Origin of the sequence: Streptomyces sp. NPDC001068, from assembly GCF_042897315.1 — a bacterium.
Classification (GTDB): domain Bacteria; phylum Actinomycetota; class Actinomycetes; order Streptomycetales; family Streptomycetaceae; genus Streptomyces.
Window position 1 is genome coordinate 105,380 of the sequence record NZ_JBIAYD010000015.1, and the last position, 22,549, is coordinate 127,928.

The 22,549-nt window shown below is 69.1% G+C and carries 23 protein-coding genes and 1 pseudogene; 11 read left to right on the top strand and 13 right to left on the bottom strand.

Annotated features, from left to right (window positions below; all coding sequences use genetic code 11):
• Positions 1 to 166 precede the first annotated feature (166 nt).
• Positions 167 to 874, top strand: coding sequence for a lysophospholipid acyltransferase family protein (locus ACFY3I_RS36370; RefSeq protein ID WP_390865329.1), 708 nt, complete (start codon positions 167 to 169; stop codon positions 872 to 874).
• Between the two features lie 97 nt (positions 875 to 971).
• Here the strand turns inward: ACFY3I_RS36370 and ACFY3I_RS36375 are convergent, their stop codons facing one another.
• The 4 genes and pseudogenes from ACFY3I_RS36375 to ACFY3I_RS36390 all read right to left on the bottom strand — a co-directional run bounded on the left by ACFY3I_RS36375 (position 972) and on the right by ACFY3I_RS36390 (position 4,006).
• Entirely contained in the window at positions 972 to 1,112 is a 141-nt protein-coding gene (locus ACFY3I_RS36375) for a hypothetical protein (RefSeq protein ID WP_390865263.1), read from the bottom strand.
• Positions 1,112 to 1,528, bottom strand: a pseudogene (locus tag ACFY3I_RS36380) (MIP/aquaporin family protein); the annotation flags it as partial. The pseudogene ACFY3I_RS36380 and the gene ACFY3I_RS36375, both read right to left, overlap by 1 nt.
• Positions 1,529 to 1,653: 125 nt before the next feature.
• Positions 1,654 to 2,445 (bottom strand): enoyl-CoA hydratase/isomerase family protein, encoded by a 792-nt coding sequence (locus ACFY3I_RS36385; protein WP_390865264.1) that lies wholly within the window; start codon positions 2,443 to 2,445, stop codon positions 1,654 to 1,656.
• A gap of 274 nt (positions 2,446 to 2,719) precedes the next feature.
• Positions 2,720 to 4,006: an MFS transporter gene (locus ACFY3I_RS36390; protein ID WP_390865265.1), complete on the bottom strand. Its 1,287-nt coding sequence runs from the start codon at positions 4,004 to 4,006 to the stop codon at positions 2,720 to 2,722.
• Positions 4,007 to 4,407: 401 nt separating this feature from the next.
• Between ACFY3I_RS36390 and ACFY3I_RS36395 the strand changes: the two genes are divergently transcribed.
• The 5 genes from ACFY3I_RS36395 to ACFY3I_RS36415 are packed head-to-tail and all read left to right on the top strand — an operon-like array spanning position 4,408 to position 9,561.
• On the top strand, positions 4,408 to 5,367 hold the full coding sequence (locus ACFY3I_RS36395; RefSeq protein ID WP_390865266.1) for an STM4015 family protein: 960 nt from the start codon (positions 4,408 to 4,410) through the stop codon (positions 5,365 to 5,367).
• On the top strand, positions 5,364 to 6,533 hold the full coding sequence (locus ACFY3I_RS36400) for an STM4014 family protein (protein WP_390865267.1): 1,170 nt from the start codon (positions 5,364 to 5,366) through the stop codon (positions 6,531 to 6,533). Before ACFY3I_RS36395 ends, ACFY3I_RS36400 begins: the two co-directional genes overlap by 4 nt.
• Positions 6,534 to 6,540: 7 nt before the next feature.
• A complete protein-coding gene (locus tag ACFY3I_RS36405) occupies positions 6,541 to 7,356 on the top strand; it encodes an STM4013/SEN3800 family hydrolase (RefSeq protein ID WP_390865330.1) in 816 nt (271 codons plus the stop codon).
• Positions 7,353 to 8,690, top strand: coding sequence for an STM4012 family radical SAM protein (locus ACFY3I_RS36410; protein ID WP_390865268.1), 1,338 nt, complete (start codon positions 7,353 to 7,355; stop codon positions 8,688 to 8,690). Before ACFY3I_RS36405 ends, ACFY3I_RS36410 begins: the two co-directional genes overlap by 4 nt.
• Positions 8,691 to 8,700: 10 nt before the next feature.
• Positions 8,701 to 9,561 carry an STM4011 family radical SAM protein gene (locus tag ACFY3I_RS36415; RefSeq protein WP_390865269.1) on the top strand — a complete coding sequence of 287 codons (861 nt, stop codon included), beginning with the start codon at positions 8,701 to 8,703 and terminating at the stop codon, positions 9,559 to 9,561.
• A gap of 84 nt (positions 9,562 to 9,645) precedes the next feature.
• Here the strand turns inward: ACFY3I_RS36415 and ACFY3I_RS36420 are convergent, their stop codons facing one another.
• From ACFY3I_RS36420 to ACFY3I_RS36435, 4 genes are all read right to left on the bottom strand, one after another.
• The gene (locus ACFY3I_RS36420; RefSeq protein ID WP_390865270.1) at positions 9,646 to 10,224 is read right to left on the bottom strand and encodes a suppressor of fused domain protein; all 579 of its coding nucleotides are present in this window, start codon (positions 10,222 to 10,224) and stop codon (positions 9,646 to 9,648) included.
• 48 nt (positions 10,225 to 10,272) lie between these two features.
• Entirely contained in the window at positions 10,273 to 10,404 is a 132-nt protein-coding gene (locus ACFY3I_RS36425; RefSeq protein ID WP_365292392.1) for a hypothetical protein, read from the bottom strand.
• 271 nt (positions 10,405 to 10,675) lie between these two features.
• Complete coding sequence (locus ACFY3I_RS36430; protein ID WP_390865271.1) at positions 10,676 to 11,437, bottom strand: hypothetical protein; 762 nt, start codon at positions 11,435 to 11,437, stop codon at positions 10,676 to 10,678.
• Positions 11,438 to 11,660: 223 nt separating this feature from the next.
• The gene (locus ACFY3I_RS36435) at positions 11,661 to 11,801 is read right to left on the bottom strand and encodes a hypothetical protein (protein ID WP_390865272.1); all 141 of its coding nucleotides are present in this window, start codon (positions 11,799 to 11,801) and stop codon (positions 11,661 to 11,663) included.
• Between the two features lie 694 nt (positions 11,802 to 12,495).
• Here ACFY3I_RS36435 and ACFY3I_RS36440 point away from each other — a divergent pair.
• Positions 12,496 to 12,999 (top strand): NUDIX hydrolase, encoded by a 504-nt coding sequence (locus ACFY3I_RS36440; RefSeq protein WP_390865331.1) that lies wholly within the window; start codon positions 12,496 to 12,498, stop codon positions 12,997 to 12,999.
• A gap of 285 nt (positions 13,000 to 13,284) precedes the next feature.
• Here ACFY3I_RS36440 and ACFY3I_RS36445 read toward each other — a convergent pair whose 3' ends face one another.
• Positions 13,285 to 13,755, bottom strand: a complete 471-nt coding sequence (locus tag ACFY3I_RS36445; protein ID WP_390865273.1) for a peptidoglycan-binding protein — start codon at positions 13,753 to 13,755, stop codon at positions 13,285 to 13,287.
• A gap of 335 nt (positions 13,756 to 14,090) precedes the next feature.
• On the opposite strand from ACFY3I_RS36445, the gene ACFY3I_RS36450 reads away from it, so the two are divergent.
• A complete protein-coding gene (locus ACFY3I_RS36450; RefSeq protein WP_390865274.1) occupies positions 14,091 to 14,435 on the top strand; it encodes a hypothetical protein in 345 nt (114 codons plus the stop codon).
• A gap of 178 nt (positions 14,436 to 14,613) precedes the next feature.
• Here ACFY3I_RS36450 and ACFY3I_RS36455 read toward each other — a convergent pair whose 3' ends face one another.
• Both ACFY3I_RS36455 and ACFY3I_RS36460 read right to left on the bottom strand, forming a co-directional pair.
• Positions 14,614 to 14,799 carry a hypothetical protein gene (locus tag ACFY3I_RS36455; protein WP_390865275.1) on the bottom strand — a complete coding sequence of 62 codons (186 nt, stop codon included), beginning with the start codon at positions 14,797 to 14,799 and terminating at the stop codon, positions 14,614 to 14,616.
• Between the two features lie 207 nt (positions 14,800 to 15,006).
• Entirely contained in the window at positions 15,007 to 15,420 is a 414-nt protein-coding gene (locus ACFY3I_RS36460; protein WP_390865276.1) for a winged helix-turn-helix transcriptional regulator, read from the bottom strand.
• A 131-nt stretch (positions 15,421 to 15,551) separates the two neighbouring features.
• On the opposite strand from ACFY3I_RS36460, the gene ACFY3I_RS36465 reads away from it, so the two are divergent.
• On the top strand, positions 15,552 to 16,430 hold the full coding sequence (locus tag ACFY3I_RS36465) for an aldo/keto reductase family oxidoreductase (RefSeq protein WP_390865277.1): 879 nt from the start codon (positions 15,552 to 15,554) through the stop codon (positions 16,428 to 16,430).
• Positions 16,431 to 16,694: 264 nt separating this feature from the next.
• Here the strand turns inward: ACFY3I_RS36465 and ACFY3I_RS36470 are convergent, their stop codons facing one another.
• Both ACFY3I_RS36470 and ACFY3I_RS36475 read right to left on the bottom strand, forming a co-directional pair.
• A complete protein-coding gene (locus ACFY3I_RS36470; RefSeq protein ID WP_390865278.1) occupies positions 16,695 to 17,612 on the bottom strand; it encodes an endo-beta-N-acetylglucosaminidase H in 918 nt (305 codons plus the stop codon).
• Positions 17,613 to 17,910: 298 nt separating this feature from the next.
• Positions 17,911 to 19,929: an RICIN domain-containing protein gene (locus ACFY3I_RS36475; RefSeq protein WP_390865279.1), complete on the bottom strand. Its 2,019-nt coding sequence runs from the start codon at positions 19,927 to 19,929 to the stop codon at positions 17,911 to 17,913.
• Positions 19,930 to 20,344: 415 nt separating this feature from the next.
• On the opposite strand from ACFY3I_RS36475, the gene ACFY3I_RS36480 reads away from it, so the two are divergent.
• Complete coding sequence (locus tag ACFY3I_RS36480; protein WP_390865280.1) at positions 20,345 to 21,610, top strand: glycosyltransferase family 4 protein; 1,266 nt, start codon at positions 20,345 to 20,347, stop codon at positions 21,608 to 21,610.
• Positions 21,607 to 22,428, top strand: coding sequence for a transferase (locus ACFY3I_RS36485; protein WP_390865281.1), 822 nt, complete (start codon positions 21,607 to 21,609; stop codon positions 22,426 to 22,428). Before ACFY3I_RS36480 ends, ACFY3I_RS36485 begins: the two co-directional genes overlap by 4 nt.
• Positions 22,429 to 22,549 lie beyond the last annotated feature (121 nt).

Sequence of the window (22,549 nt, forward strand, 5' to 3'; positions counted from 1 at the left end):
CCGGTGAGACATCCGGCCGGGGCCACCGGGATCCCCGCGCACCGAAGGCCGCCGGTAGGAAGCGGCCGGAGCGTGCCGAGAGGGCTGCCGCAAAGACAGCGGCGAGGACAAAGGAGGACCCGGGGTGCCGGGCAAGAAGCACAATCCCTACGACGTCTGGTACCGCATGGCGGCCGCCATCGTGAGACCGGTGTTGTTCGTGCTCGTCAGGCGCCGGTGGCGCGGGCACGAACACATGCCCGCCGAGGGTGGGTTCGTCACCGCGGTGAACCACATCTCCTATCTCGACCCACTCACCTACGGCCACTTCCAGTACAGCAGCGGACGCCCGCCCCGGCTGCTCGCGAAGGCCTCCCTGTTCCGTGTCCCCTTCGTCGGCATGATGCTGCGCAGGACCGGGCAGATCCCGGTCCACCGAGGGACCGCCGACGCGGCGACGGCGCTGCGGGCGGCGGTGGACGCCGTGAACAGGGGGGAGTGCGTGGCCGTCTACCCCGAGGGCACCGTCACCAGGGACCCGGAGATGTGGCCGATGGCCGCCAAGACGGGCGCGGCGCGCATAGCGTTGACGACGGGAGCACCGGTCATCCCGGTCGCGCAGTGGGGCGCCCACCGGATCGTGCCGCCCTACGCGCGTGGCGGCCGCGGCGACCGGCGGGTACGGCTGATACCCCGTCAGCCCGTGCATGTGGTCGCCGGACCGGCCGTGGACCTGAGCCGGCACGCCGGCAAGCCGCTCACCCCGGACGTGCTCAGGGAAGCGACCGAGGACATCATGCGCGCCATCACGGTTCTCCTCGCGGAGATACGTGACGAAGAACCCCCCGCGGCCCCCCGCACGGTGAGCCGCACGGCACACGAACCTGCCCGGTGATCTACGGGCCGGTCGGCACGGCCCCGGCCGGGCACCTCACGGAGTAGGCCAGAACAGGCGACGGCGAGGGCGGTCACGCCGCCCTCGCCACCCCTCTCTAGGGCAGTGAACCGCTGGGCACCACGTTGTGGGCGCTGGTCACCGGGCGGGTGCAGCCGATCTCCGGGGGCATGGACACCTGGGTCCGCAGGTGCAGGACGTCACCGATGGGGAGGTCGTAGACCAGGACTCCGATCACGCCGCCGACGAGTGGCCGTTGGTCTTCGGCCCCGTCATCGCCTGGTCCAGCGCGGTGATCGCGTCGTGGTGGACCGCGTACACCAGCACGGCCCCGGCGAACGCGCCGACCACCTGCGCGGCGACGTAGGGCACGACCTTGCGCCAGGGGAACCGCCGCCGCACCGCGAAAGCGAGGGTGACCGCGGGATTGAGGTGCGCGCCGCTGACACCGCCCGCCACGTAGATGCCGAAGGTGACGGCCAGGCCCCAGCCGAGCACGGGCATGACCCAGTCGCCGACCCCCACGAAACTCGTCGTGGCTCCCGCGGTCCGGCCCGAACCCGGCAGCGCCGCCACCGCCATGGCCGCCACTCCGCAGCCGAAGGAGACGAGGACGAACACGCCGAGGAACTCGGCGAGACACTCACCGAGCAGTCAGACCCGGCGCCGGAACCGGGAAGGGCGCACCAAGGGAGGAATCTCGAGTGCCATCGTGGCTCCTGGGTGACGTGTCGGGCCAGAGGACGTGCCGCCGTCGGCCACGACCGTTGGGCGGTCGTCTACTGCTGCTCGGAGCCGGGGCGGTACTGGAACCGCGTCACCCAGTGCGGGAGTTCGCGTTCGACGTCGATGCGCTGCTGAAGTCCCGCCGCGAAGAGCTGTTGCGCGACGTGCTGCTGCGCCGGACGGTTCGCCGCGGCCCAGAAGGCGTCCATCTGATCCTTGAACTCCGCGTCCGGTCGCAGCGTGGCGACGTTGACGAAGTGTTTGACGTCCTTGATGGTCTGCAGGTCGAAGGAGGCGATGCGCGACGCCAACGCATCCACGAAGCCGTCGAGTTCGGCGTCGGGGAAGGCCCGGTTCACGTACCCGTACTGCTCGGCCCGCGCACCGTCCAGGTCGAGGCCGCCGTAGAGGATCTCGAACGTCCGGCCCCGCCCCACCAGTCCGGGCAGGCGGGTCGCGGGACCGCCGCCCGCGATGGCGCTCATGCCGATCTCGAACTGACCGATGACGGCCTTCTCCCGGCTGGCGAAGCGCATGTCGGTGGCGAGCAGGAACTCGCTGCCGGCACCCCGCGCGATACCCCTGACGGAGGAGATCGTCGCGAGGGGGAGCTTGGTCAGCCTGGTCAGCAGCGCCGTGAAGGGATGGACCTCCTCGGGATGGGCGAGGACATGCTCCAGTTCGTCCTTCGCGGACAGATCGTAGTGGGCCAGGTAGAACTCGGGGTCGGCGCTGTCGAAGACCATGACCGCGACGCCTTCGTCCTCGGCGCGCGTGAAGACGTCGTTCAACTCGGCGGTGAACGCCCGGTCGACGAGGTTGACCGGAGGGTTGTCGAACGTCACCCGCCAGAAGGTGGGGGAGTGCTCGGTCAGGGCGAACCGGTCGGAGAGGCCATGGTCCGGACGCTAACCCGGCACCCTGAGGCGGCCCGCCAGGCACGCCTTGCGGCCGGGCGCCGATAGCCCGGGTGGCGGGCATGCCCCCGGAGGTTCGCCGTGGCACGGCTCTTCCGACAGTCGTCGGCGCCGGGCAGCCGTCGGCGGTCATGCCGCTTTCGGCGGTTCGTGCTCCCACGGCGATGCGGCCCTCGGTGTTCCACGGGGGGGTCGAGGGCCGTTACGGCAGGCTGACTTCTGAGGGGTAGTGGCCGCTGCCGCCGGTGCCGGTGTCGGTGCCGGAAGTGGCCGGGAGTCGTCGTACGGCTGGAACAAGGAGAAGGGCGAGGGCGGCGGGGACCCCGATGACCGTCATCGCGTACAGCGTGGGCCGCACGCCGAACGAATCGGACGCCGGACCGGCGAGCGCGAGACCCACCGGCATGAGTCCCGCCGACAGCAGGTAGTCGTAGGAGCTGACGCGAGAGAGGGCGGCTTCGGGCACATGTGTCTGCAGCGCGGTCTCCCAGGTGACGAAGAAGAGGGAGACGGCGACGCCGGTGACCCCTTCAAGGACCGTTATCCAGACGAGCCCGGCGCCGGATCCGATGACGACCGCCTGACAGGAACTCACGGCGAGCGCCGCGGCGGCGAGTGTCATCGGCCGCTTCACCTTGAGACGGTAGGCGCAGACATCTCCGACGATGGAGCCGATACCGAAGCCCACGGTCACGACCGACCAGCTTGCCGCACCTCCCCACTCGCCATCGGCCAGCACAGGCCCCAGCACGAACACCGATGGCAGTACGACAACGTGGTAGACCGCCATGGCGCCCATGCCCGACCACACCCACGTCCGGCTGCGCACCTGCTCCCAGCCCGCGCGAAGTTCCCCGAGGAACGTTCCCCGAGAGGAGGATTGCACGGTCCCCGGCGTCATGCTGCGAGGTCTCAGCCGAGCCAGGGTCGCGGCACTGGCCGCAAAAGTCAGGGCGTCCAGGGCCAAGGCCGTGCCAGGGCCGGCCAACGCGACCAGGCCCCCGGCCAAGGCCGGACCGACTACCAGCCCTGAGGACTGGACGAATCCGCGCAACGCGTTGGCTTCCCGCAGCCGGTCAGCCCCGACGACCAGCGGCATCAACCCCGTGGCGGCCGGCATGAAGAACGCGTCCGCCGTACCGAACACGATCATGAGTGCAACAAGGTGCGGAACCTCGGCGACGCCGGCCAGCAGCAGTATCGCGATGAGGCCCTGCACCGCGCACCGCACCACGTCCGAGACCAGCATGATGCGGTGCCGCTGGAAGCGGTCCGCCCACACACCGCCCGCGAGGGTGAACAACAGCGTGGGCAACAGCCCCGCGGCCGTCACCAGTCCCACGTCGGAGGCGGATCCGCTCACCGAGAGAACGGCGAAGGGAACGGCGACGAACGACACGCGATCTCCCAACACCGACAGTGACTGCCCGATGAACAGGTGAGCGAACTGCGGCTCGTCACGGAGCACACCAGGAATCAGGGACTTCACGCTATGACCGATCAGGGGCAGAAGACGGGAATCGCAGCGCCCGATGGTAAGCAGTGCCGTTTTGACCGGTCACCTGAATTTTTCCAGGACAGGACCCGTTCCGGGTGTCGTCCCGCGGGGCGCCAGAGACCTGGTACAGGACATCGAGCAGCGGGTCCTGCTGTACGACGGCCGCCTCTGCCCGAACACCCGCCGGAACGCGAGGCGTTCGGTGACGGTCGGCACACCTGCCGACTGCCTGCCTCCCGTCGCCCTCGCACTGCGGCGGCGGCACGGCCGCACCACTGTGCCGCGCATCGGGCCGCGCACCGGGCCGCGCACCGCGTTGTCAGAGCGGCTTGGTAGAACTGCGATGCGAGATCACCACCGAGCGCACCCTTTTCCGTCCCAGGAGCGGCCGCATGACCATCAACGACCACCTCGCCAGGTTCTGTCGGCTGCCCGCCCGCACCTTCCCCGGTCCCGGTGCCCCGACCGACAGCCTGCCGGACGCCGGTTCGGTCGCCTGGCGGATCACCAGTGACGTCTACGACGCGGACGAGGACTGGGCGGACGCGTTCGCCCGCTTCCTCGACACCGTCGACACCACCGAGGTGCGGGCGCTGATCGTCGGCGCCTGGCAGGAGGCGTACGACACCTCGCCGACCCGGATCGTGGAGGCGCTGCTCGCCGCCCGGGACCGGCTGCCCGCACTGCGCGGGCTGTTCCTCGGCGACATGGTGATGGAGGAGTGCGAGATCTCCTGGATCAACCAGACCGACGTCACCCCGCTGCTCGAAGCCTTCCCCGAACTGGAGGAGTTCGGGGTGCGCGGCGGTTCGGGCCTGGTCTTCACCGGCCTGCGCCACACCGCGCTGCGCCGCCTCACCATGGAGAGCGGCGGCCTGCCCGCCCAGGTGGTGCGCGGGGTGAGCGCCTGCGACCTGCCCGCCCTCACCGACCTCGACCTGTGGCTGGGCACCCCCGACTACGGCGGCGACAGCGCGGTGTCCGACCTGGAGGGCATCCTGTCCGGCACCCGGCTGCCGAGCCTGCGCCGGCTGGCCCTGCGCAACAGCGAGATCCAGGACCAGGTGGTTGCCGCGGTCGCCGGCTCCGCGGTGCTCGGCCGGCTGGAGGTGCTGGACCTGTCGATGGGCGTCCTGACCGACGAGGGCGCCACCGCGCTGCTGGACGGCGGACCGCTCACCCACCTGAAGAAGCTCGACCTCCACCACAACTACCTGACCGAACCGCTGCGCGACCGAGTACGCGGCGCCCTGGAGCCGGCCGGCGTCGAGGTCGACCTCGACCGCGACGACGCGGACGAGTACAAGGACGACGACGGCACGGTGTGGCGGTACGTCGCCGTGGGCGAGTGACCGGCATCCCCGCGCCGGCCGCCGGCGCGCGGTTCGCGGTCGTCGGCAACCCCGGCAACCGCCGCGTCACCCTGTTCGCGGACGCCGTCCGCACGGCCGGGCTGCCCGCACCGCGGGTGGTGGCCTGGGCGGACGTACTGCGGTCCGGGGGAGCGGAGTTCGCCGCAGGGGAGATCGTCCGGATCGACTCGCCCGGTGAGGACGCCGACGTCGACCGGATGCTGCGGGGTCCCGGGGAGCCGACCCGGGTGGCGGGGTCGGCCCGCTGGTACGCCGGGTTCGTCGCCGCCCTGTCCACCCTGCGCGGTGGTCTGCGGCTCGACGGCCCGGAGGAACTGGCCGTGCTCTTCGACAAGCGCCGCTGCCACGCCGTGCTGGACGCGGCCGGGGTGCCGGTGCCCGGGTCGCCCACCTCGGGCCCCGGCGTGGCTCCGGTGCGCGGCTGGGACGACGTGCGGGCGCTGATGCGCGAGCACCGGATGCACCGGCTGTTCGTGAAGCCCGCGCACGGCTCATCCGCCTCCGGCGTACTGGCGGTGGAGTCGGCGGGCGGCGGCCGGATCCGGGCGACCACCTCGGTGGAGCGCGCGTCCGACGGCACGCTCCACAACTCCCTCAAGGTCCGCCGCTACACCTCGGAGGCGGACATCGCGGCGATCGTGGACGCGCTCGCGCCGGACGGACTGCACCTGGAGCGGTGGCTGCCCAAGGCCTCCCAGCAAGGGCGCATCGCCGACCTGCGGGTCGTCGTGGTCGCCGGCCGCGCCACCCACGCGGTCGTGCGCACCAGCCGCTCGCCGCTCACCAACCTCCACCTCGGCGGCCGCCGCGGCGACCTGGACGATGCGAAGGCCGCGGTGACGGCGGCCGGCGCCCGGTGGTCCGACGTGCTCGGCGTCTGCGAGCGGGCCGCCGCCTGCTTCCCGCACACCCTGTGCGTCGGCGTCGACCTGCTGCCGGCCACCGGCTGGCGGCGCGCCGCGGTCGGCGAGGTGAACGCCTTCGGCGACCTCCTGCCCCGGCTCACCGGACTGCCCGGCAGCGGCGCGGAGGGCCAGGACACCTACGCCGCCCAGGTGACGGCCGCACTGCGCCGCCACCACCCCAGCACACAGCCCCACCCGCAGAAGGAAACACCCCATGCCCTCGCCCGCCCCGGCCGCTGAGCCGGACATGAACGAGGTCGTCGGAAGCCACGACATCCTCCTCGTCACCCTCGACACCCTGCGCCACGACGTGGCGGCCGAACTCGCCGCCGTGGGCCGCCTGCCCCACCTCTCCCGTCATCTCCCCGACGGCGTCTGGGAGAAGCGGCACGCCCCGGGCAGCTTCACCTACGCCTCCCACCAGGCCATCTTCGCCGGGTTCCTGCCGACACCTGCCACGCCCGGCCCGCACCCCCGGCTGTTCGCGGCGAGCTTCGCGGGCAGCGAGACCACCGCCCCCGGCACCTTCGTCTACGACACCCCCGACCTGGTCTCCGGCCTCGCGAAGGCCGGCTATCGCACGGTGTGCGTCGGCGGCGTCGGCTTCTTCAACCGGCAGGGCCCGCTGGGCTCGGTACTGCCCGGCCTGTTCGACGAGGCGCACTGGGAGCCGGAGTTCGGCGTCACCTCACCCGCCTCGTTCGAGAACCAGATCGCCCGCGCGGAACGGATCGTGAGCGAACTCCCGTACGAGCAGCGCCTGTTCCTCTTCGTCAACGTCTCCGCGCTGCACCAGCCGAACTGGTTCCACCTGCCCGGCGCCACCCGGGAGGCAGGCGACAGCCGGGCCACCCACTCCGCCGCCCTGGAGTACGTCGACCGGCACATCGGCCGGCTGTTCGCCGCCGCGAGCAGCCGTCGCCGCTGCTTCGCGATCGTCTGCTCCGACCACGGCACCGCCTACGGCGACGACGGCTACACCGGCCACCGCCTCGGCCACGAGTCCGTGTGGACCGTGCCGTACGCCCACTTCTTCCTCGAACCGGCGGAGGCCGCCCGATGACCACCGCGGCCACGTCGCGCCCCTACCAGAGCTACGTCTACGCCTACCCGCACAAGACCGCCTACCGTCCGCTGCCCGACCGCCCCGCGCTGCGCGACCTGTGGGCGGACGAGCCGAAGGACACGCTCTCCCTCTACCTCCACATCCCGTTCTGCGAGGTCCGCTGCGGCTTCTGCAACCTCTTCACCCGGATCGGCGCCCCCGACGGCCTGACCGGCGCCTATCTCGACGCCCTGGAACGCCAGGCGGGAGCCGTACGCGAAGCGCTCGGCGACAGCGGCCCGGTACGGTTCGCGACGGCGGCCTTCGGCGGCGGCACCCCCACCTTCCTGACGGCCGCCGAGCTGAGCAGGCTCTGCGACATCGCCGAGCACCGGATGGGCGCCGACCTGAAGGCCGTACCGCTCTCCGTGGAGGCCTCGCCCGCCACCGCGACCGCCGACCGGCTCACCGTCCTCGCCGAGCGCGGCACCACCCGGCTCAGCCTGGGCGTGCAGAGCTTCGTCGACTCCGAGGCACGGGCGGCCGTACGGCCGCAGCGCCGCGCGGACGTGGAGGAAGCCCTGTCCCGGGTCCGCGAGGCCGGCATCCCGGTCCTGAACATAGACCTCATCTACGGCATCGACGGCCAGACCGAGGAGACCTGGCTGCGCTCCCTGGACGCGGCCCTCGCCTGGCGCCCGGAGGAGCTCTACCTCTACCCGCTGTACGTCCGCCCCCTCACCGGTCTCGGCCGCCGCGCCCGCACGGACGACGACCCGGCCTGGGACGAGCAGCGGCTGCGTCTGTACCGGACGGGCCGCGACCACCTCCGCGCGCACGGCTACACCCAGCAGTCGATGCGGATGTTCCGGCGCGCCGACGCCCCGCCGCAGGGCGCCGACGACTACGCCTGCCAGACCGACGGCATGATCGGGCTGGGCTGCGGCGCCCGGTCGTACACCAGGGACCTCCACTACTCCTTCGACTACGCCGTGGACATGCACGAGATACGCGGGATCATCGACGACTACGTCTCCCGTCCGGCCGGGGACTTCGCAAGGGCCGAGATCGGCCGCCGCGTCGACGCGGACGAGGCAAAGCGCCGGCACCTGCTCCAGTCCCTCCTCCAGGCGGACGGACTGCGCCACGACGACTACCGGGCCCGGTTCGGCACCGCGCCGGACGCGCACTTCAGCGCGGAGCTGGACCGGTTCGCGGACCGAGGCTGGCTCGCCGACGACGGCACCGTACTGCGCCTCACCCCGGAAGGCCTCGCGCACTCGGACGCGATCGGCCCCGAGCTGTTCTCCCCCGCGGTCCGGGCGGCCATGGCCGCCTACGAGCGGAAGTGACCGCGCGACCATGGACCTGACCTTGCTCTACCGCGGCCCGCTCGCCTCCTGCGACTACGACTGCCCGTACTGCCCGTTCGCCAAGCGGCGCGACTCCACCGAGCAACTACGCTCGGACCGGGCCGCGTTGGAACGCTTCACGGAGTGGGCCGGGGCACAGACCGAGGACCGCCTGTCGATCCTGTTCACTCCCTGGGGCGAGGGGCTGGTCCGCTCCTGGTACCGGCGGGCCCTCGTGGAACTGTCCCACCGACCGCACGTGCGCCGGGTGGCGATCCAGACCAACCTGAGCTGCCGCACCGACTGGCTCACCGACGCCGACCCCGGCACGCTCGCCCTGTGGTGCACGTACCACCCGGGCCAGACGCCCTACGACCGGTTCCTCGCCAAGTGCCGGGACCTGGCCGCACGCGGCATCCGGTACAGCGTGGGGATCGTCGGCCTCGCGGACCACCTGGAACCGGCCCGACGCCTGCGCGCGGACCTCCCGGACCATGTCTACCTCTGGGTCAACGCGGCCGAGGGCCACACCTACACGGACGCGGAGGCCGCCCTCTGGACGGACCTCGACCCGCTGTTCCGCTACAGCCGGACCCCGCACGCCAGCGCCGGACTGCCGTGCCGGACCGGCGAGTCGGTGGTCTCCGTCGACGGGGCGGGCACGGTCCGCCGCTGCCACTTCGTCCCGGCCCCGCTCGGCAACCTCTACGACGGGTCCTACCGTGCCGCGTTGCGCCCCCGGTCCTGCCCGCTGGCCCTCTGCGACTGCCACATCGGCTACGTCCATCTGGAGACGCTGCCGCTGTACGACGTTTTCGCGGGCGGTGTCCTGGAGCGCGTCCCGGCGTCCCCGCCGGCCGCTCCCGGGTAGGGAAACTCCCGCCGCAACCATGCTCGTTCTCGCTGTGCCGGGTCCCTCACACGTCACGAGCGGCGACCGTCGGAGACCTGGAGTTCAGGCGACGGATGCCCGGAAGGGATCGGTGGGGATGATCTCCGCCTCGTCGAAGAGCTGCTCCAACGCGTCGTGCCCGTGACGCCTGCGGAACTCGATCTCGGCGGTGGTCACCGGCAGGGTCCACAGGATGCGGGCGTGCCCCTCAGGCAGCGGGCAGTGTTCGAGGTCGGGGCCGTGGAGGTACGGCAGGCTGATCAGCAAGTGATCGCAGGTCGAACCCGGTACCCACGGTTCACCGATCGGCATGCTGTGCTCCAGGTCGAGTTGACGACCCCCGCAGTGGTAGTAGGCGGTCATCGCCATGAGCTCGATGAATCGCTGGTCGCGGACGTGTGCGGTCATGACGAACTCAAGTCCGCGCCCGTGCTCCTCCATCGAGGCCCAGCATCCGGCCGTCACATAGGCCCAGCTGTCGCTGCGGGGTCCGGGCTCCACAACGAGAACTCGCAGATCGGGCAGTACCTCTCGACGGTCCGACCCGAGGTCGTAGTCGACGACCTCGACGGTATGCCCCATGAAGAACGCCCTGATGTGTGATTCGACGGCCTCGGCGGCCGGCAGCCTTGCAGCACTCACCGCGGAATCATCCCAGACCCCGATGGGTCCCGTCTGACGCTTACGGACCTAGCCGGCGAAGAGCGCGTAGCAGATGGCCAGGACCGGAATGACGTAGGCGTATGGACTGATCCAGTAGGACCGCCTCGTCAGCCCGATGTAACTCCCGTACGCGACAGCCGCGAGCGCTATGAGCGTCACTTTGGCATCCCAGCCCTTTGAGATCTCGAGGGCCAGGATGACGACTCCGCTGATGGCGTAGCAGGAGGCGTTGATGTAGCGGCCAATCATTGTCTTCCTCGTGTTTCTTGTTCTGAGTCTCCGAATCGACCGTCGGAGAGGATTCGGTCCGCCGGCCGGTTCGGTAGACCGGGGTGGGTGGAATTCCTGGCAGCGCCATGGCGGGCCGTCCGAACCGGGCCGTCCGGTTCGGATCGCCCTGGCGGTGCCGTTCCCGCTCTTCTCTACGCGGTCAGAACTGCCCCTTGTACTGCTCGATCACGGTGCCGAGGGCCTCGGTGGGGTGAGAGCTGCACTCGTACCGGATGGCCGGCAGAGCCAGCGGACTACCGAACCCGCCGAGCCCCTTGCCCGTCGCGATTTCCACCATCGCCTGCTGCTCGGTGGGTTCGTCGGCGGCCAGGAATTCCTCGCAGCTGGACGATGCGGAAAGGCTGCTCCCCGCCCCTCCGCCGATCATGTCCGGGACCACCTTGAAGGCGAGGAACATCAGTCCCAGAACGAGCAGGGCGATCATCAAGTACCGACCCACTGGACGGTCGTCGTGACTCTCGTAGGTGTCGCCGTCGTGGTTGTGGGTGACATCGCCCTCGTGGTACGAGCCGCTGCCGGTGACCACTCGGTTGTTGTCCCCGAAGGTGTCCCGGCGGTCTCCGATCTGCGCGTCACCGTCCCCGCCGATATTGATCGACCGTACCTGGGTGCCGTTGACCACCTCGGACTTGGCTGCCCGCACCGTGTCTCCGAGGGCGAGCCGGAAGTCGGCGTCCCGAGCGGCCTCCTGTCGTAGCAGGTACTCGATCAGGGAGTTGTTCGCCGGACTGCGAGTGAAGTCCGTCCATTCCTGGGTGTGCCCGGTCTCGCGAAGTCGCTCCTCGACGAGATTGGACAACAACCCGGTCGCCGCCCCCTGAACGAGATGCGCCCCGCCATCGGCCGCCGAAGCGAGGCCCGACGCCAGAACGCGGACGGCCTCGGCCGCCAGCTCCTGCACTTGCATAACTTTCCCCCGATGTCTCGCACGCGGCATGTCGTCGGCGGGAAGGGCGGAAGTCTTCCCGTCGCGCATGCCGTAGATGAAGAACCCAAAACCCTATTTTTCACAAATGCGGCGGCATGGTGTTGCCCTTCACCTAAATGTGACTATGCGATGATTCGCTTAATTGTTCGGCGTATATCAATGCCGAGCCGGATGGGATGCCGCCGCTCTGTTCTCGTCAGCGGCGGTCGTAGTCCCCCGTGAGGAACCTGCCGGGAGATGTCCGGAAACGGGACACTCGGCCGAAGACGTACAGGGGCGACTCGTCGTACCCACCGCCGAGCAGCACGTTGGCGACCCACAAGGGCGAGATGACCAAGATCGTTATTCCGGCGCCCGGACCCAACCAGAGCCAGAACACGATGACCGACACCACGGCCAAGGCGGTCGTGAGAGCCGCTGGTGTCGGTTGCAGCCGGTCGGGGCCCGGCGTCCCGGACCGTCGAGCCGCGGGTGCGGGAGGCTGATCCACCGAGCGCTCGTACCCGAGTGTCTCGAACAAGTCCGGGCGCGGACGCTGCCTGGTGCGGCGTGCGCAGGAGCTGCACAGCCGCCCGCGTTCTCGACGCCGGAACCGGTGACACCCGTCGTTCAGACAGGTGAGCTGGCCGGGTCTCGCATCATCGGCACCATAAGTCGGCTCCTGCACGACCACCCCCAAGGTCGACTCGGACTTCTCCATAGAGTAGGGACGGGATGGCACGAATGCTGACTCTTCGCTATTTTCTGCAAGTTGTGAAGTGATCGGACAGCTGTGTCCAGGCGGTAGGTGTGGGTAACCGACGCCGTGTTCGCCGCGATGCCGAGGCGGTGATGCTGCCCCAGGTACGGCGAGCGTGTTCGGATGCGTCCCGGATCACCCCGGAAGGAGAACATCGGAACGCTCCGTACGGGCCGCTAAGGTCCTTCACGGAAACGCGGTCAGAGCCTGATCCAGATCTCGCCATCACCCCTGCGGGCTCGGAGAAGGGGCGTTGTCGGTGGGCTCTGCCAGAGTGTGGTTCGTGGATGAGCTGGATGAACTGGTGGAGCGTGTCGACGATCAAGATCGAGTGTTAGGGGCTGTGGTCAGTCGCCGGCAGGCCGTTCGGGAGGGTTGGCTGCACCGGGTCGCCGTGACGGTGTGTCGTGATGAGCGTGGGCGGATCCTCGTCCACCGGCGGTCGGAACATGTATCGCGCTTCCCCGGGTTCTATGAGGTCGAGGTCGGTGGCGCAGCGAATGTCGGCGAGTCCTACGAACAGGCCGCCGCCAGGGAACTGGCCGAGGAGTTGGGTATTCGTGTGCTGCCACGACTGCTCTTCACGTTCCTCAACCGCACCGGTTTGAGCCCTCACTGGCTCGGCGTGCACGAGGCCGTGGTGCGGGACGTCGTGGTCCCAGATCCCGATGAGGTCGCCTGGTATGGCTGGCTGAGCGAGCCGGAGTTGCGGTCGGCGTTGGTCAAGTGGCGCTTCACCCCCGACAGCCAGGAAGCCTTCCGCCGGTATCTGGCGTTCCGGACCGCGCGGTCCTGACCCGGCCCATCCCGCTCAGGTGCGGCGTCTTTCGATCTCCTTGGTCAGGTGCTCGGTGAGGTCTTCGAGGAGTCGCTTGAGAGCGGGGCTTGTGTTGCTCCGGGGCGCGGTCGCTGTGGGGACCGCGCCCCGGAGGCCGGTGCATTCGGTCAGCGGACCGATCCGGCTTTGATGGTTCTTAGGTTGATGGCTGCCAACTCGGCTTGGTCCCGCCTATATCGACCGGGCTGCCGACCCCGCCGGTCCGGGGGTTGTAAGTAGGTTCTGAACGTTCCGGCCGTGGTTTCAGTAGCAGCCGTTTGTGTGGGTGCCGTCCTGCTTGTATTGCTTGAAGGAGAACCAGGAGCTGGTGAGGGGGCCGAAGCGGCCGTCCACGCTCAGCCCCGCGTTCCACCGCCCGTTGATTATTGTCTGGGCGTTCTTTACCGCCTGCTCGGTGGCGGGGCCGAAGTCCATATCCGCCTGGATGTTCTGCGAGTAGCAGGTGATCAGGGTCTCCTGCAGGGCCAGTACGGCGTAGTTGTGGTCCCCTCGGGCCACGACGCAGTTGTAGTTTCCCGAGTTCGCGCCCGTCGACGGCTTGTGGATGTAATAGGACCCGTCGGACACCGACCCTCCCGCCTGCACCCAGGTGAAAGAGCCGCAGTGGACCTCGGCAGCGGAGGCTGACGTGGCGCCAAGACCGAGGGTGCTGGCGGTGGTGAGTGCACCGACCACGGCTGCGGCGAGCTTGATTTTTCTAGAACGGAATTGCATGTTCCCTCCTTTTGCCTTGTGAATTTTTGTCGTGACCACATCACTATGGCAGATCAAAATGCTGGAGGGTTGCATTGCTCTTATGTCCTGTCCTGCGTGATCATTTCGAGGAACCTTTCGCGACGGAGGAGGGCGGCTGCCGGTCCGAGAAAGGCGGGGAGGTAGCGGGGGATGGCGCTCGTAGCGGCGGCTAATTCGGAGGTAAATGGAGATAACCGGCGAGTCGACATCAAGTCCGTTAAAAAGTGTTCTGTCTTGGCGGGGTTGTTTGGTTCGAGGTTTGGGTGTCGCTCCGGTTGGGAGTGGATCTCGTAGTTGCGCGCGAGAAAGCGGTGATGCATCAGCCGGCCGAAAGCCGGCTCGACGACACAGTGTCGGGGAATCACTTTGAACCCTTCAACGCCAGGCTCGCGTTGGACGACCTCGACATCGATTCCGTGGTGCATGCCGTGCTCGGTGACTTTGGTCCGGGAGTCGGTGTCGGCCCACGCCCTTGGTCACTTGAGCCCTCCAGGGTCTTCGGGCCGCTCGCCTGCCACAGCAGCTTTTCGGAGTCGCTGTCGTACACCTCGACCATGTCCACTTTGTCCGTGGGGCAGGTGGGCATCTTGACCGAGATGCGGGAGCCGTCGATCCGGATGCCGGCTCGGATGGCCGTTGCCGGGTCGGACATGCTGTAGGCGCCGTACACCCATGTGCCCACGGCGGCGAGGGTCTTCAGCGCGGGGCTGATCCGCGGGTCCCACTGCTCGCGCAGGCGGCCGGAGGGTGAGCGCCAGCAAGCGCCGCGTTCGTGATCGCCCAGCTCCGCCGCTGAACTCCTCCGGCGGCTCGGCCGAGGTGACATCTTGACGTGCGTCAGATGTGGGCCCTGACCTGCTGCACTGGATGTCCGAGTGCGTCCCCGATGGCGGTCAGTTCCTCGTCGCTGAACCATGCGCGCCCCGGGTTCCAGATGGCGATCTCGAATCGGGCAAAGCCACAGGGCCAGTCGTACTCCAGCGCGTCCAGCGAGGTCGCGGCGCCGCAGCAGGGGACCACCACGGCGAGGGTCGCGAAGCCGTCGTCGCAGTGAGCTTCGAGTAGGTCGGCCCACCACTCGGTGTCGATCGACGCGCCGCATTGGGAACAGCCGATCTTCTGCAGATTCTGACGGCGCTCCGCGCGGTCCGCTTCCCGTCGCCCGGTGGACGGTTTCGTTGGATCAGCCGTCAGTTGTCACCGCGTCAGGGTGCCGTACACGTGAGGGAACTATGCATCGTGCTTGTCTCGGTTGGCGAGGACCTCGTCCATGTGGGTCTGTGCCCACTGCCTGAGTCCGCGCGTCAGGTGGTGAAGTGAGAGGCCGAGGTCAGTCAGTTCGTAGGTGACGGTGACGGGGACCGTGGGTGTCACCGTGCGGGTGAGCAAGCCGTCGCGTTCGAGGGCCCGCAGGGTCTGGGTCAGCATCTTCTGGCTGACGCCTGCCAGTAGCCGGGCGAGCTCGGAGAAGCGCATGGCCTTCGGGGCGTGTGACGCGCCGGGCTGTTCGGACGCGTCACCACCCAGTGCGCACAGGATCAGGACGACCCACTTGTCCGAGATCCGGCTGAGGAGCTGACGGCTCGGGCACACCGCCAGGAACGCGTTGTACTCCGCCTTCTTGTCCGGCTTCGTTGTCGACACTGAACCCGCCTCGCACCCTCTGGGTTAGTTAGGCACTTCAGAGTGCCTACTTCCCGATGGAAAGTTTCTCTCCAATGCTGGTGCAAGGGGAGCGGAGACACCACCCCCGGCAATCAGTGAAAGGCATCACGATGACCACGTCCTCCACACCTCTTCCCGGCGGAACCTGGCAACTGGGCGACTCGACCGTCACGCGGTTCGGCTATGGCGCGATGCAGCTCGCCGGCCCGTGGGTCATGGGTCCGCCCGCCGACCAGGACGGCGCCCTCGCCGTCCTGCGGGAGGCGGTCAGCATGGGGATCACCCATATCGACACCAGTGACGCCTACGGACCGCGCGTCACGAATGAGCTGATCCGCAAAGCACTCCATCCCTATCCGGAATCGCTCCTCATCGCGACCAAGGTGGGCGCGACCCGTGACGCGCAGGGCGGCTGGCCCACGGCCCGGCGCCCCGAGGATCTGCGCAAGCAGGTCCACGAGAACCTTGAATCGCTCGGAGTCGAGACTCTCGACCTGGTCAACATGCGCATGGGCGACGCTCAGGGTCCCCAGCCCGGTTCGATCACCGAAGCATTCGAAACGCTCGTCGACCTCCAGCGAGAGGGCCTGATCCGCCACCTCGGCGTCAGCAACGTCACCGCGGAACAGATCGCCGAGGCACGCGGGATCGCCCCGATCATGTGCGTCCAGAACATGTACAACCTCGCCCACCGCCACGACGACAACCTCGTGGACGACCTCGCCGCCGACGGCATCGCCTATGTGCCGTTCTTCCCCCTGGGAGGCTTCACCCCGCTGCAGTCCGACGCCCTCTCGCGGGTGGCGAGCCGACTGCAGGCGACGCCCATGGCGGTCGCGCTGGCCTGGCTGATGCAACGCTCGCCGAACATCCTGCTCATCCCCGGCACCTCGTCGACCGCGCACCTGCACGAGAACATCGCTGGTGCCGGACTGTCCCTCTCGGACGAGGACGTGGCGGAGCTGGACAGCATCGGCCACTCCGCATGAGGTGAATGCCTGGAGGCGGCGTCGAGCCACAGGTGCGGCGGGAGTGTCCATCGGCTGGGCCGGCAGCACCGATCGGGCGCGGCGGGGCGCGACGCCCACCGGGTAGTACAGGCGGAGATCTGTACCGTAGGGGCTCGCGTCGACCCGCGTGGGTGGCGACCGTGCCCTCGACATCGTTGTCGAAGGCACGGTCTGTCCGGGGCCCGGCCCTACGGGATACGGCACGCCCCGCGGAGGCACCGGATGCCGGAGAGCGCAGTGGGCCTACGGCGTGTAGTGGGCGTCACTGCCGTACAGCTCCCTGGTGAACGCGGTGACGTCGGCGGTGCGATCGGCGCCGTCGAGGTTGTACGTCAGGTAGACGCCGTACCCTTCGCTGACCGTGCGGCGGGCGAGGCTGGCCGCCGTGCTTCGTGAGGTTCCGCCGATCTCGACGGCCGCCGGCGACAGTTTCGACTTGGGCAGTGCGATGCCGGGGACCTGCCAGGTGCCGTAGTACGGGTTCCAGGCGTAGTCGAACTTGGAGGAGATGTCGACGCCGCCGTAGGACAGGCGAGACGCGGCCGGCCCGATGTTGTAGAGGCTGATGATCTTGCTCGGCATGTTGGCGCGCAGTGCCGACACCAGGTACACGAACGAGCTGGCGTTGGGCTGGCCGGTGCCGTTGTTGCCGTACTCGGCGTACTCGTCGTCGAAGTCGATGCCGTCGAGGCCGTACTTGGCCACGGTGTCCGACAGTCGTTTCGCGAACGTCGAAGCCGCCTGCTGGGACGGGAAGTTGGCGAAGCCCGCGCCCTGGTGGTTGCCGAGCACGGACAGGACGACCTTGATGCCCTTCTGCTGCAACGGCCGTATCTGCGTGGCGGCGTTGTCGAGGACGTGTTGCACGTTCTCGTTGAAGTACAGGGTCGCCGCCTTGGCGCTCGTGTCGTAGTTGATGTTCGCCGCGAAGATCACGGCGACGTCGAAGACGTTACCGCCGCCGTTGGCGAGGGTGTACTTGCCGACGTTCAGCATGCTGTTGTTGTTCACCTCGACGTACGCGACCGAGGTGGGGCCCTGCTTCGCGGCAGCGGGGGCCGCTGCCGCACCGGTCGTGGCGGTCGCGCCTAAGGCGAGGGCCGTCATGGCCGAGAGCGCGAGCACGGCCGTCCGTATTCTGCTCCGCATCGGAGTGGACATCGTTGGTCGGTCTCCCATCACATCGAGGCGCCCAACCCGTGTGCGGGCGCCGAGAAAGCCCCCCGGATTCCTCCGTTCCCGCGACTGAATCCCTGGAATCATGCGGGAACTCCTCATGACTGCATCCACTCACTGAACCCGTGTACAGCAGACATCAGGTTCCACTCCTCGCGGATCAGACGCCGGCCTGAACGCAGCCGCCCGCCGCACGCGGCCAACCGGCCGCATCCTCCCTGGCCGTTGCTGTCCGCGGCGGCCGGCACTCGCGGTGCCGGCCACCGGGCAGCGTCGGTCCGGGCTACTGAGAGGTGAGCGTGAAGGACTGGGCAGCTCCGCCGGAGCAGCTCCACTGCTGGAGCCGGGCGCCGTCGGTGGTGGACACGTCGGTGACGTCAAGGCACTGGGCGGGATTGCTGCGTGGCGTCAGGGTGTACGTGCCGCCTGCCCCCTGCACCGGCTTCCACTGCTGATTGGTACCGCCGCCGTAGGCCCAGAGCTGGATCTTCGCTCCGTTGCCGGCGCCGGTCCCGCCGGTGACGTCCCAGACGGCGTTGGCCGCGTTGCGGCTGACGACCTTGTAGTAGCCGCTGTCGGTGGGCTGGAACTGCCACTGCTGGTTGGTGCTCCCGGACACACAGGTCCACTGCTGCACGGCGGTGCCGTTGGCGGTCGAACCCCCCGTGTCGTCGACGCACTTGCCGCTGTTGGTGTTGGTGACCGTGTACCACTTCGCGGGGTCGATGGGCCCGGTGCTCCCTCCGCCGACGTCGGGCCAGATGTACGTGCCCACCGTCTTGGCGGGCAGCGTGCTGCTGATCTGCCGGCCGTTGGCGCGCAGCGTGACGGGCTGGCTGGAGGCCGTCTGGTTGACCACGACGGTCACCAGGCTGCCGTCGGGGTTGAGGAAGGCGACGTTGGTGACGGTGCCGCTGGTGCCGTTGTTCGTCTGGACCCGGGTGGCGCCGCGTGCGACGAACTTCGAGAACTGGGCGACGATGTAGTACTCGGGCAGCGCCCAGTACGTGTCCGGGTTGCTCGGCGACTGGATGAACATGGTCGGGTCGGGTGCCCCGGACCACTGCTCAGGGCTGCGGTTCTGGTCGAGCATGGTGACCCAGTCCTGGTACATGATCGACTGGTTGCGGAAGTACTGGACGATCCGGTCCGCGCCGGCGGTGCCCCACACGGCACGCTCGGTCATGGCCACGTCCTTGGTCGGGTAGTTCGACTTGACCTGGCCCATGGACGTCGGATCGCCGCCGTAGTCGTGGAAGGCGATGCCGTCGACCGAGCTGAACGCGCTGCTGGGCGAGCCGGGATTGCCGAGGACCCCGGCGGTGTAGGTCGGGCCGTCGCCGAAGTTGTGGTCGAAGGCCCAGATCTTGGTGGCCGACGCGCCGTTGCCGTTCAGCTCGGTGCGCAGCGCGGTGGCGATCCTGCGTTCCTGATCGGCGGTGAGCGTCATGCCCGGGTAGTCCGGTGGCGAGAACAGCGGTTCGTTCTGCATCGTGACGGCGTACAGCGGCAGTCCCTGGCCTGCGTAGGCGGTGACGGCCTTGCGCAAGTAGGTCGCGAGTACGGGGATGTTCCCGTCGGGAAGCGTGCCGCCGATCAGGCTGTTGTTGTTCTTCATCCAGGCCGGCGGGCTCCATACGCTGCCGAACAGCAGCAGGTCGGGGTTGATCGCCTTCGCTTCCTTGAGGACCGAGATGATGTTGTAGTCGATGTCCTTCTGGATGGAGAACCGCGACAGGCTCGGGTCGGCCGCGCCGTCGTCGTAGGTGTAGAACTGCCGCGAGGTGAAGTCGCTCGAACCCAGCGGGATCCGGGCGATGTTGAACCCGGCGCCGTTGACCGGGTCGACGAGCTTGCGCAGTGCCGCGGTACGCGCGGACGCGCTCATCCGGGACAGGTTGTAGATCGTGGACTCCTCCAGCGAGGAGCCGACGCCGAGGACGGACTGGTAACGAGTGCCCGTGTCGGCGGTGATGGTGGCCGTGCCCGAGGCGGAGACCGCGGTGAGGTCGGACTGCCGCGACAACTGGTACCGGGTCGAGGCGAGTCCCGTCGCCGGGTTGGTGAACCAGTTCGCGTTGGCCGGACCGAATCCCGAGGCGGTCGACTCCGAGCTGAAGTACACCTGAACGGGAGCGCCGGCCGCCTGGGCCGACGGTGCGTTCACTGTGGTCAGAGCGACGGGTGCGAGCAGCGCGCCGACCGCCGTCGCCGTCAGTGCGAGCGTGGCCCGACGGCTGCGCACCACGTGAGTGGCGGTCCGGGAGCGCGGTCGCCACCAGTGGGGGTGTCTCAGAGGCACGGGAACTCCTGATCGGGTGGGGGATGTCGCCTGCCGCTCGGTGTGAGCCGGTGGGACGTGGTCGTCCGACGCCGGGCGTTGCGGTGCGGGTGCTGGAGCGAGCGGGGCGTACCGAAGGCGGGAGGTTGACGCGACTGTGCTGGACGATCAGTTGGGTGAAGCAGGGGATTCACATCTTTTTACAAGCCGTGAACTTAGAGGGGTGCCGAAGGAGCGTCAACCCATGCGTCCCAACGACGCATCAGGTGTGGTGCGGCGGGCTCGATGGTCGGGGCGGGGGAGGGCGCGGGGCGCAGTGGGTGGCTGCCCTGTATGCCCGGCGTTCTGATGTTGTGTCTGTTCAGAACATGACCTGCGAGGCAACAGACAGATAACCGGGGGCAACGAATCGACCCCCGGTGAGGTCTAGTCCGCCATGAGGATCTCCTTTCTGCTCCACAACGCCTACGGCATCGGAGGCACGATCGCCACCACGTTCAACCTGGCCCAGGCACTCGCCGACCGGCACGAGGTGGAGATCGTCTCGGTCCTGCGGCACCGTGAACGCCCGGACTTCGCCCTGGACCCGCGTGTGTCGCTGAGGCCGCTGGTGGACCTGAGACACGAGAAGGAACATCCTCTGCATCGCGAACCGGCGCGGGTGTTCCCCGCCGCCGAAATCCGCTACGGGCAGTACAGCGAACTGACCGACCTGCGGATCGGCGACTACCTGGCGCAGACCGACGCCGAGGTCGTCATCGGCACCCGGCCGGGGCTCAACGTGCACCTCGCGCGCCAGGCGCCGGAGCACGTCGTCCGCATCGGCCAGGAGCACCTCACCCTCGACAGCCACTCGCCCCGGCTGCGCACCGCGCTGCGCCGGGCCTACCGCCGGCTCGACGTGCTGACGACGGTCACCGAGGCGGACGCCGTTTCCTACCGGCGCAAGATGCACCTGCCCGGCGTACGAGTGCAGGCCCTCCCGAACAGCGTCCCCGACCCCCTGCTGCCCGCGGCGGACGGCACCGCGAAACTGATCGTCGCCGCCGGCCGACTGGTTCCGGTGAAGCGCTACGACCTCCTCGTCGAGGCGTTCGCTCCGGTCGCCGCCGCCCACCCGGACTGGCGGCTGCGCATCTACGGCAAGGGCGGGGAACAGGCGCGGCTGCGGCAGCTCATCGAGGACCTCGGCCTGAGCGACCACGCCTTCCTGATGGGAGCGGCCGCGCCCATGGAGGCGGAGTGGGTCAAGGGCTCGATCGGCGCGAACGCGGCGAACTTCGAAGCGTTCGGCATGACCATCGTGGAGGCGATGCGGTGCGGTCTGCCGGTCGTCAGCACCGACTGCCCGTACGGGCCCGGCGAGATCATCGAGGACGGCACCGACGGCCGGCTCGTCCCTGTCGGAGACCGCGAGGCGTTGAGCGCCGCGCTGCTGGAACTCGTACAGGACGACGAGCGGCGCCGGCAGATGGGCCGCAGGGCGCTGGAGAACGCGCGACGGTTCGGCCCGGTGCCGGTCGTGGCGCAGGCCGAGGAACTGATCGACGAGGCGGTGGCCGCGCGCGGGTCGGGGCGAAGGGCGGCGGCGGGAGGCGGACGGATGCGACGAGCCCTGGTCAGCGAGGGCTTCGCCGCACGCGACGCCGCGTACGCCGTGGCGTCCGGCGCGCTGCACACGGTACGGAGGAGAAACCGATGACCACCGGACAGGCCACGACGACCATGACCGACCTCCGCACCGACTGCACGGCCGACGCGGACGGCCGCCTCACCTTCGCGCTGCGGGCACCGTCGGCCGCGGGCGGTCTGCTGTTGCGACTGCGCCCCGAGAAGGGGGAGCCCGAAAAGGTCCTGCGCACCCTCGACCTGGAACCGGCGGCGGACGGCCGACCGCGTGCGGTCCTGGAACCGGAGCCCGCGCTCGCCGAGGGCCGGTGGGACGTCTACCTGATCCCCGAACCCGGCGCGCCACGGCAACGACTGCGCCCCGGACTGCGGGACCTACGGACCCTCGTCGACGGCCACCTGCGCGCGAGGCCGTCACCGGTCGCCGTACGTGTCCCGTACGTCACCAAGGACGGCTACCTGGGGCTGCGGGCGTGGCTGCGCACCGCCCACGCGGAGGTCGAGGGCGTCCATGTCACGGACCGCTCGATGACCGTCAGGGCACGGCTGCACGGCGCCGCCTTCGGCGAGGCCCCGGCCGTGCGGCTGCGCGTGCGGGGAGGCGGAGGCACCGGGCGGACCGTCGAGCCGGTGACCGACAAGGACGGCCGTGGGTTCTCCTTCACCGTTGATTACGGGGAGTTGGCCGCTGACGCCGGTCCCGGGAAGCGTGTCTGGGACCTGTTCATCGCGGTCGACGGCGAGACCTCCGTGCGGATCGGCCGTCTCCTCGACGACGTCGCGGAGCGTAAGAACGTCTTCGTTCTCCCCGCGGCCGTGATCGGCGGCGCGGAAGTGCGGCCCTTCTACACGGTCGACAACGATCTTTCCGTGCGGGCGGACAGGGCCTGACCGGTGGGTGCGAGACGACGTCGAGCCGTGCGGCGCGTTCGGCGCGGCCGTGACGTACGCGCGTGCCACCGTCCGGGTGAACAAACGGATGGCCGGGGCGAGCGTGACGCGGCAGGATGCT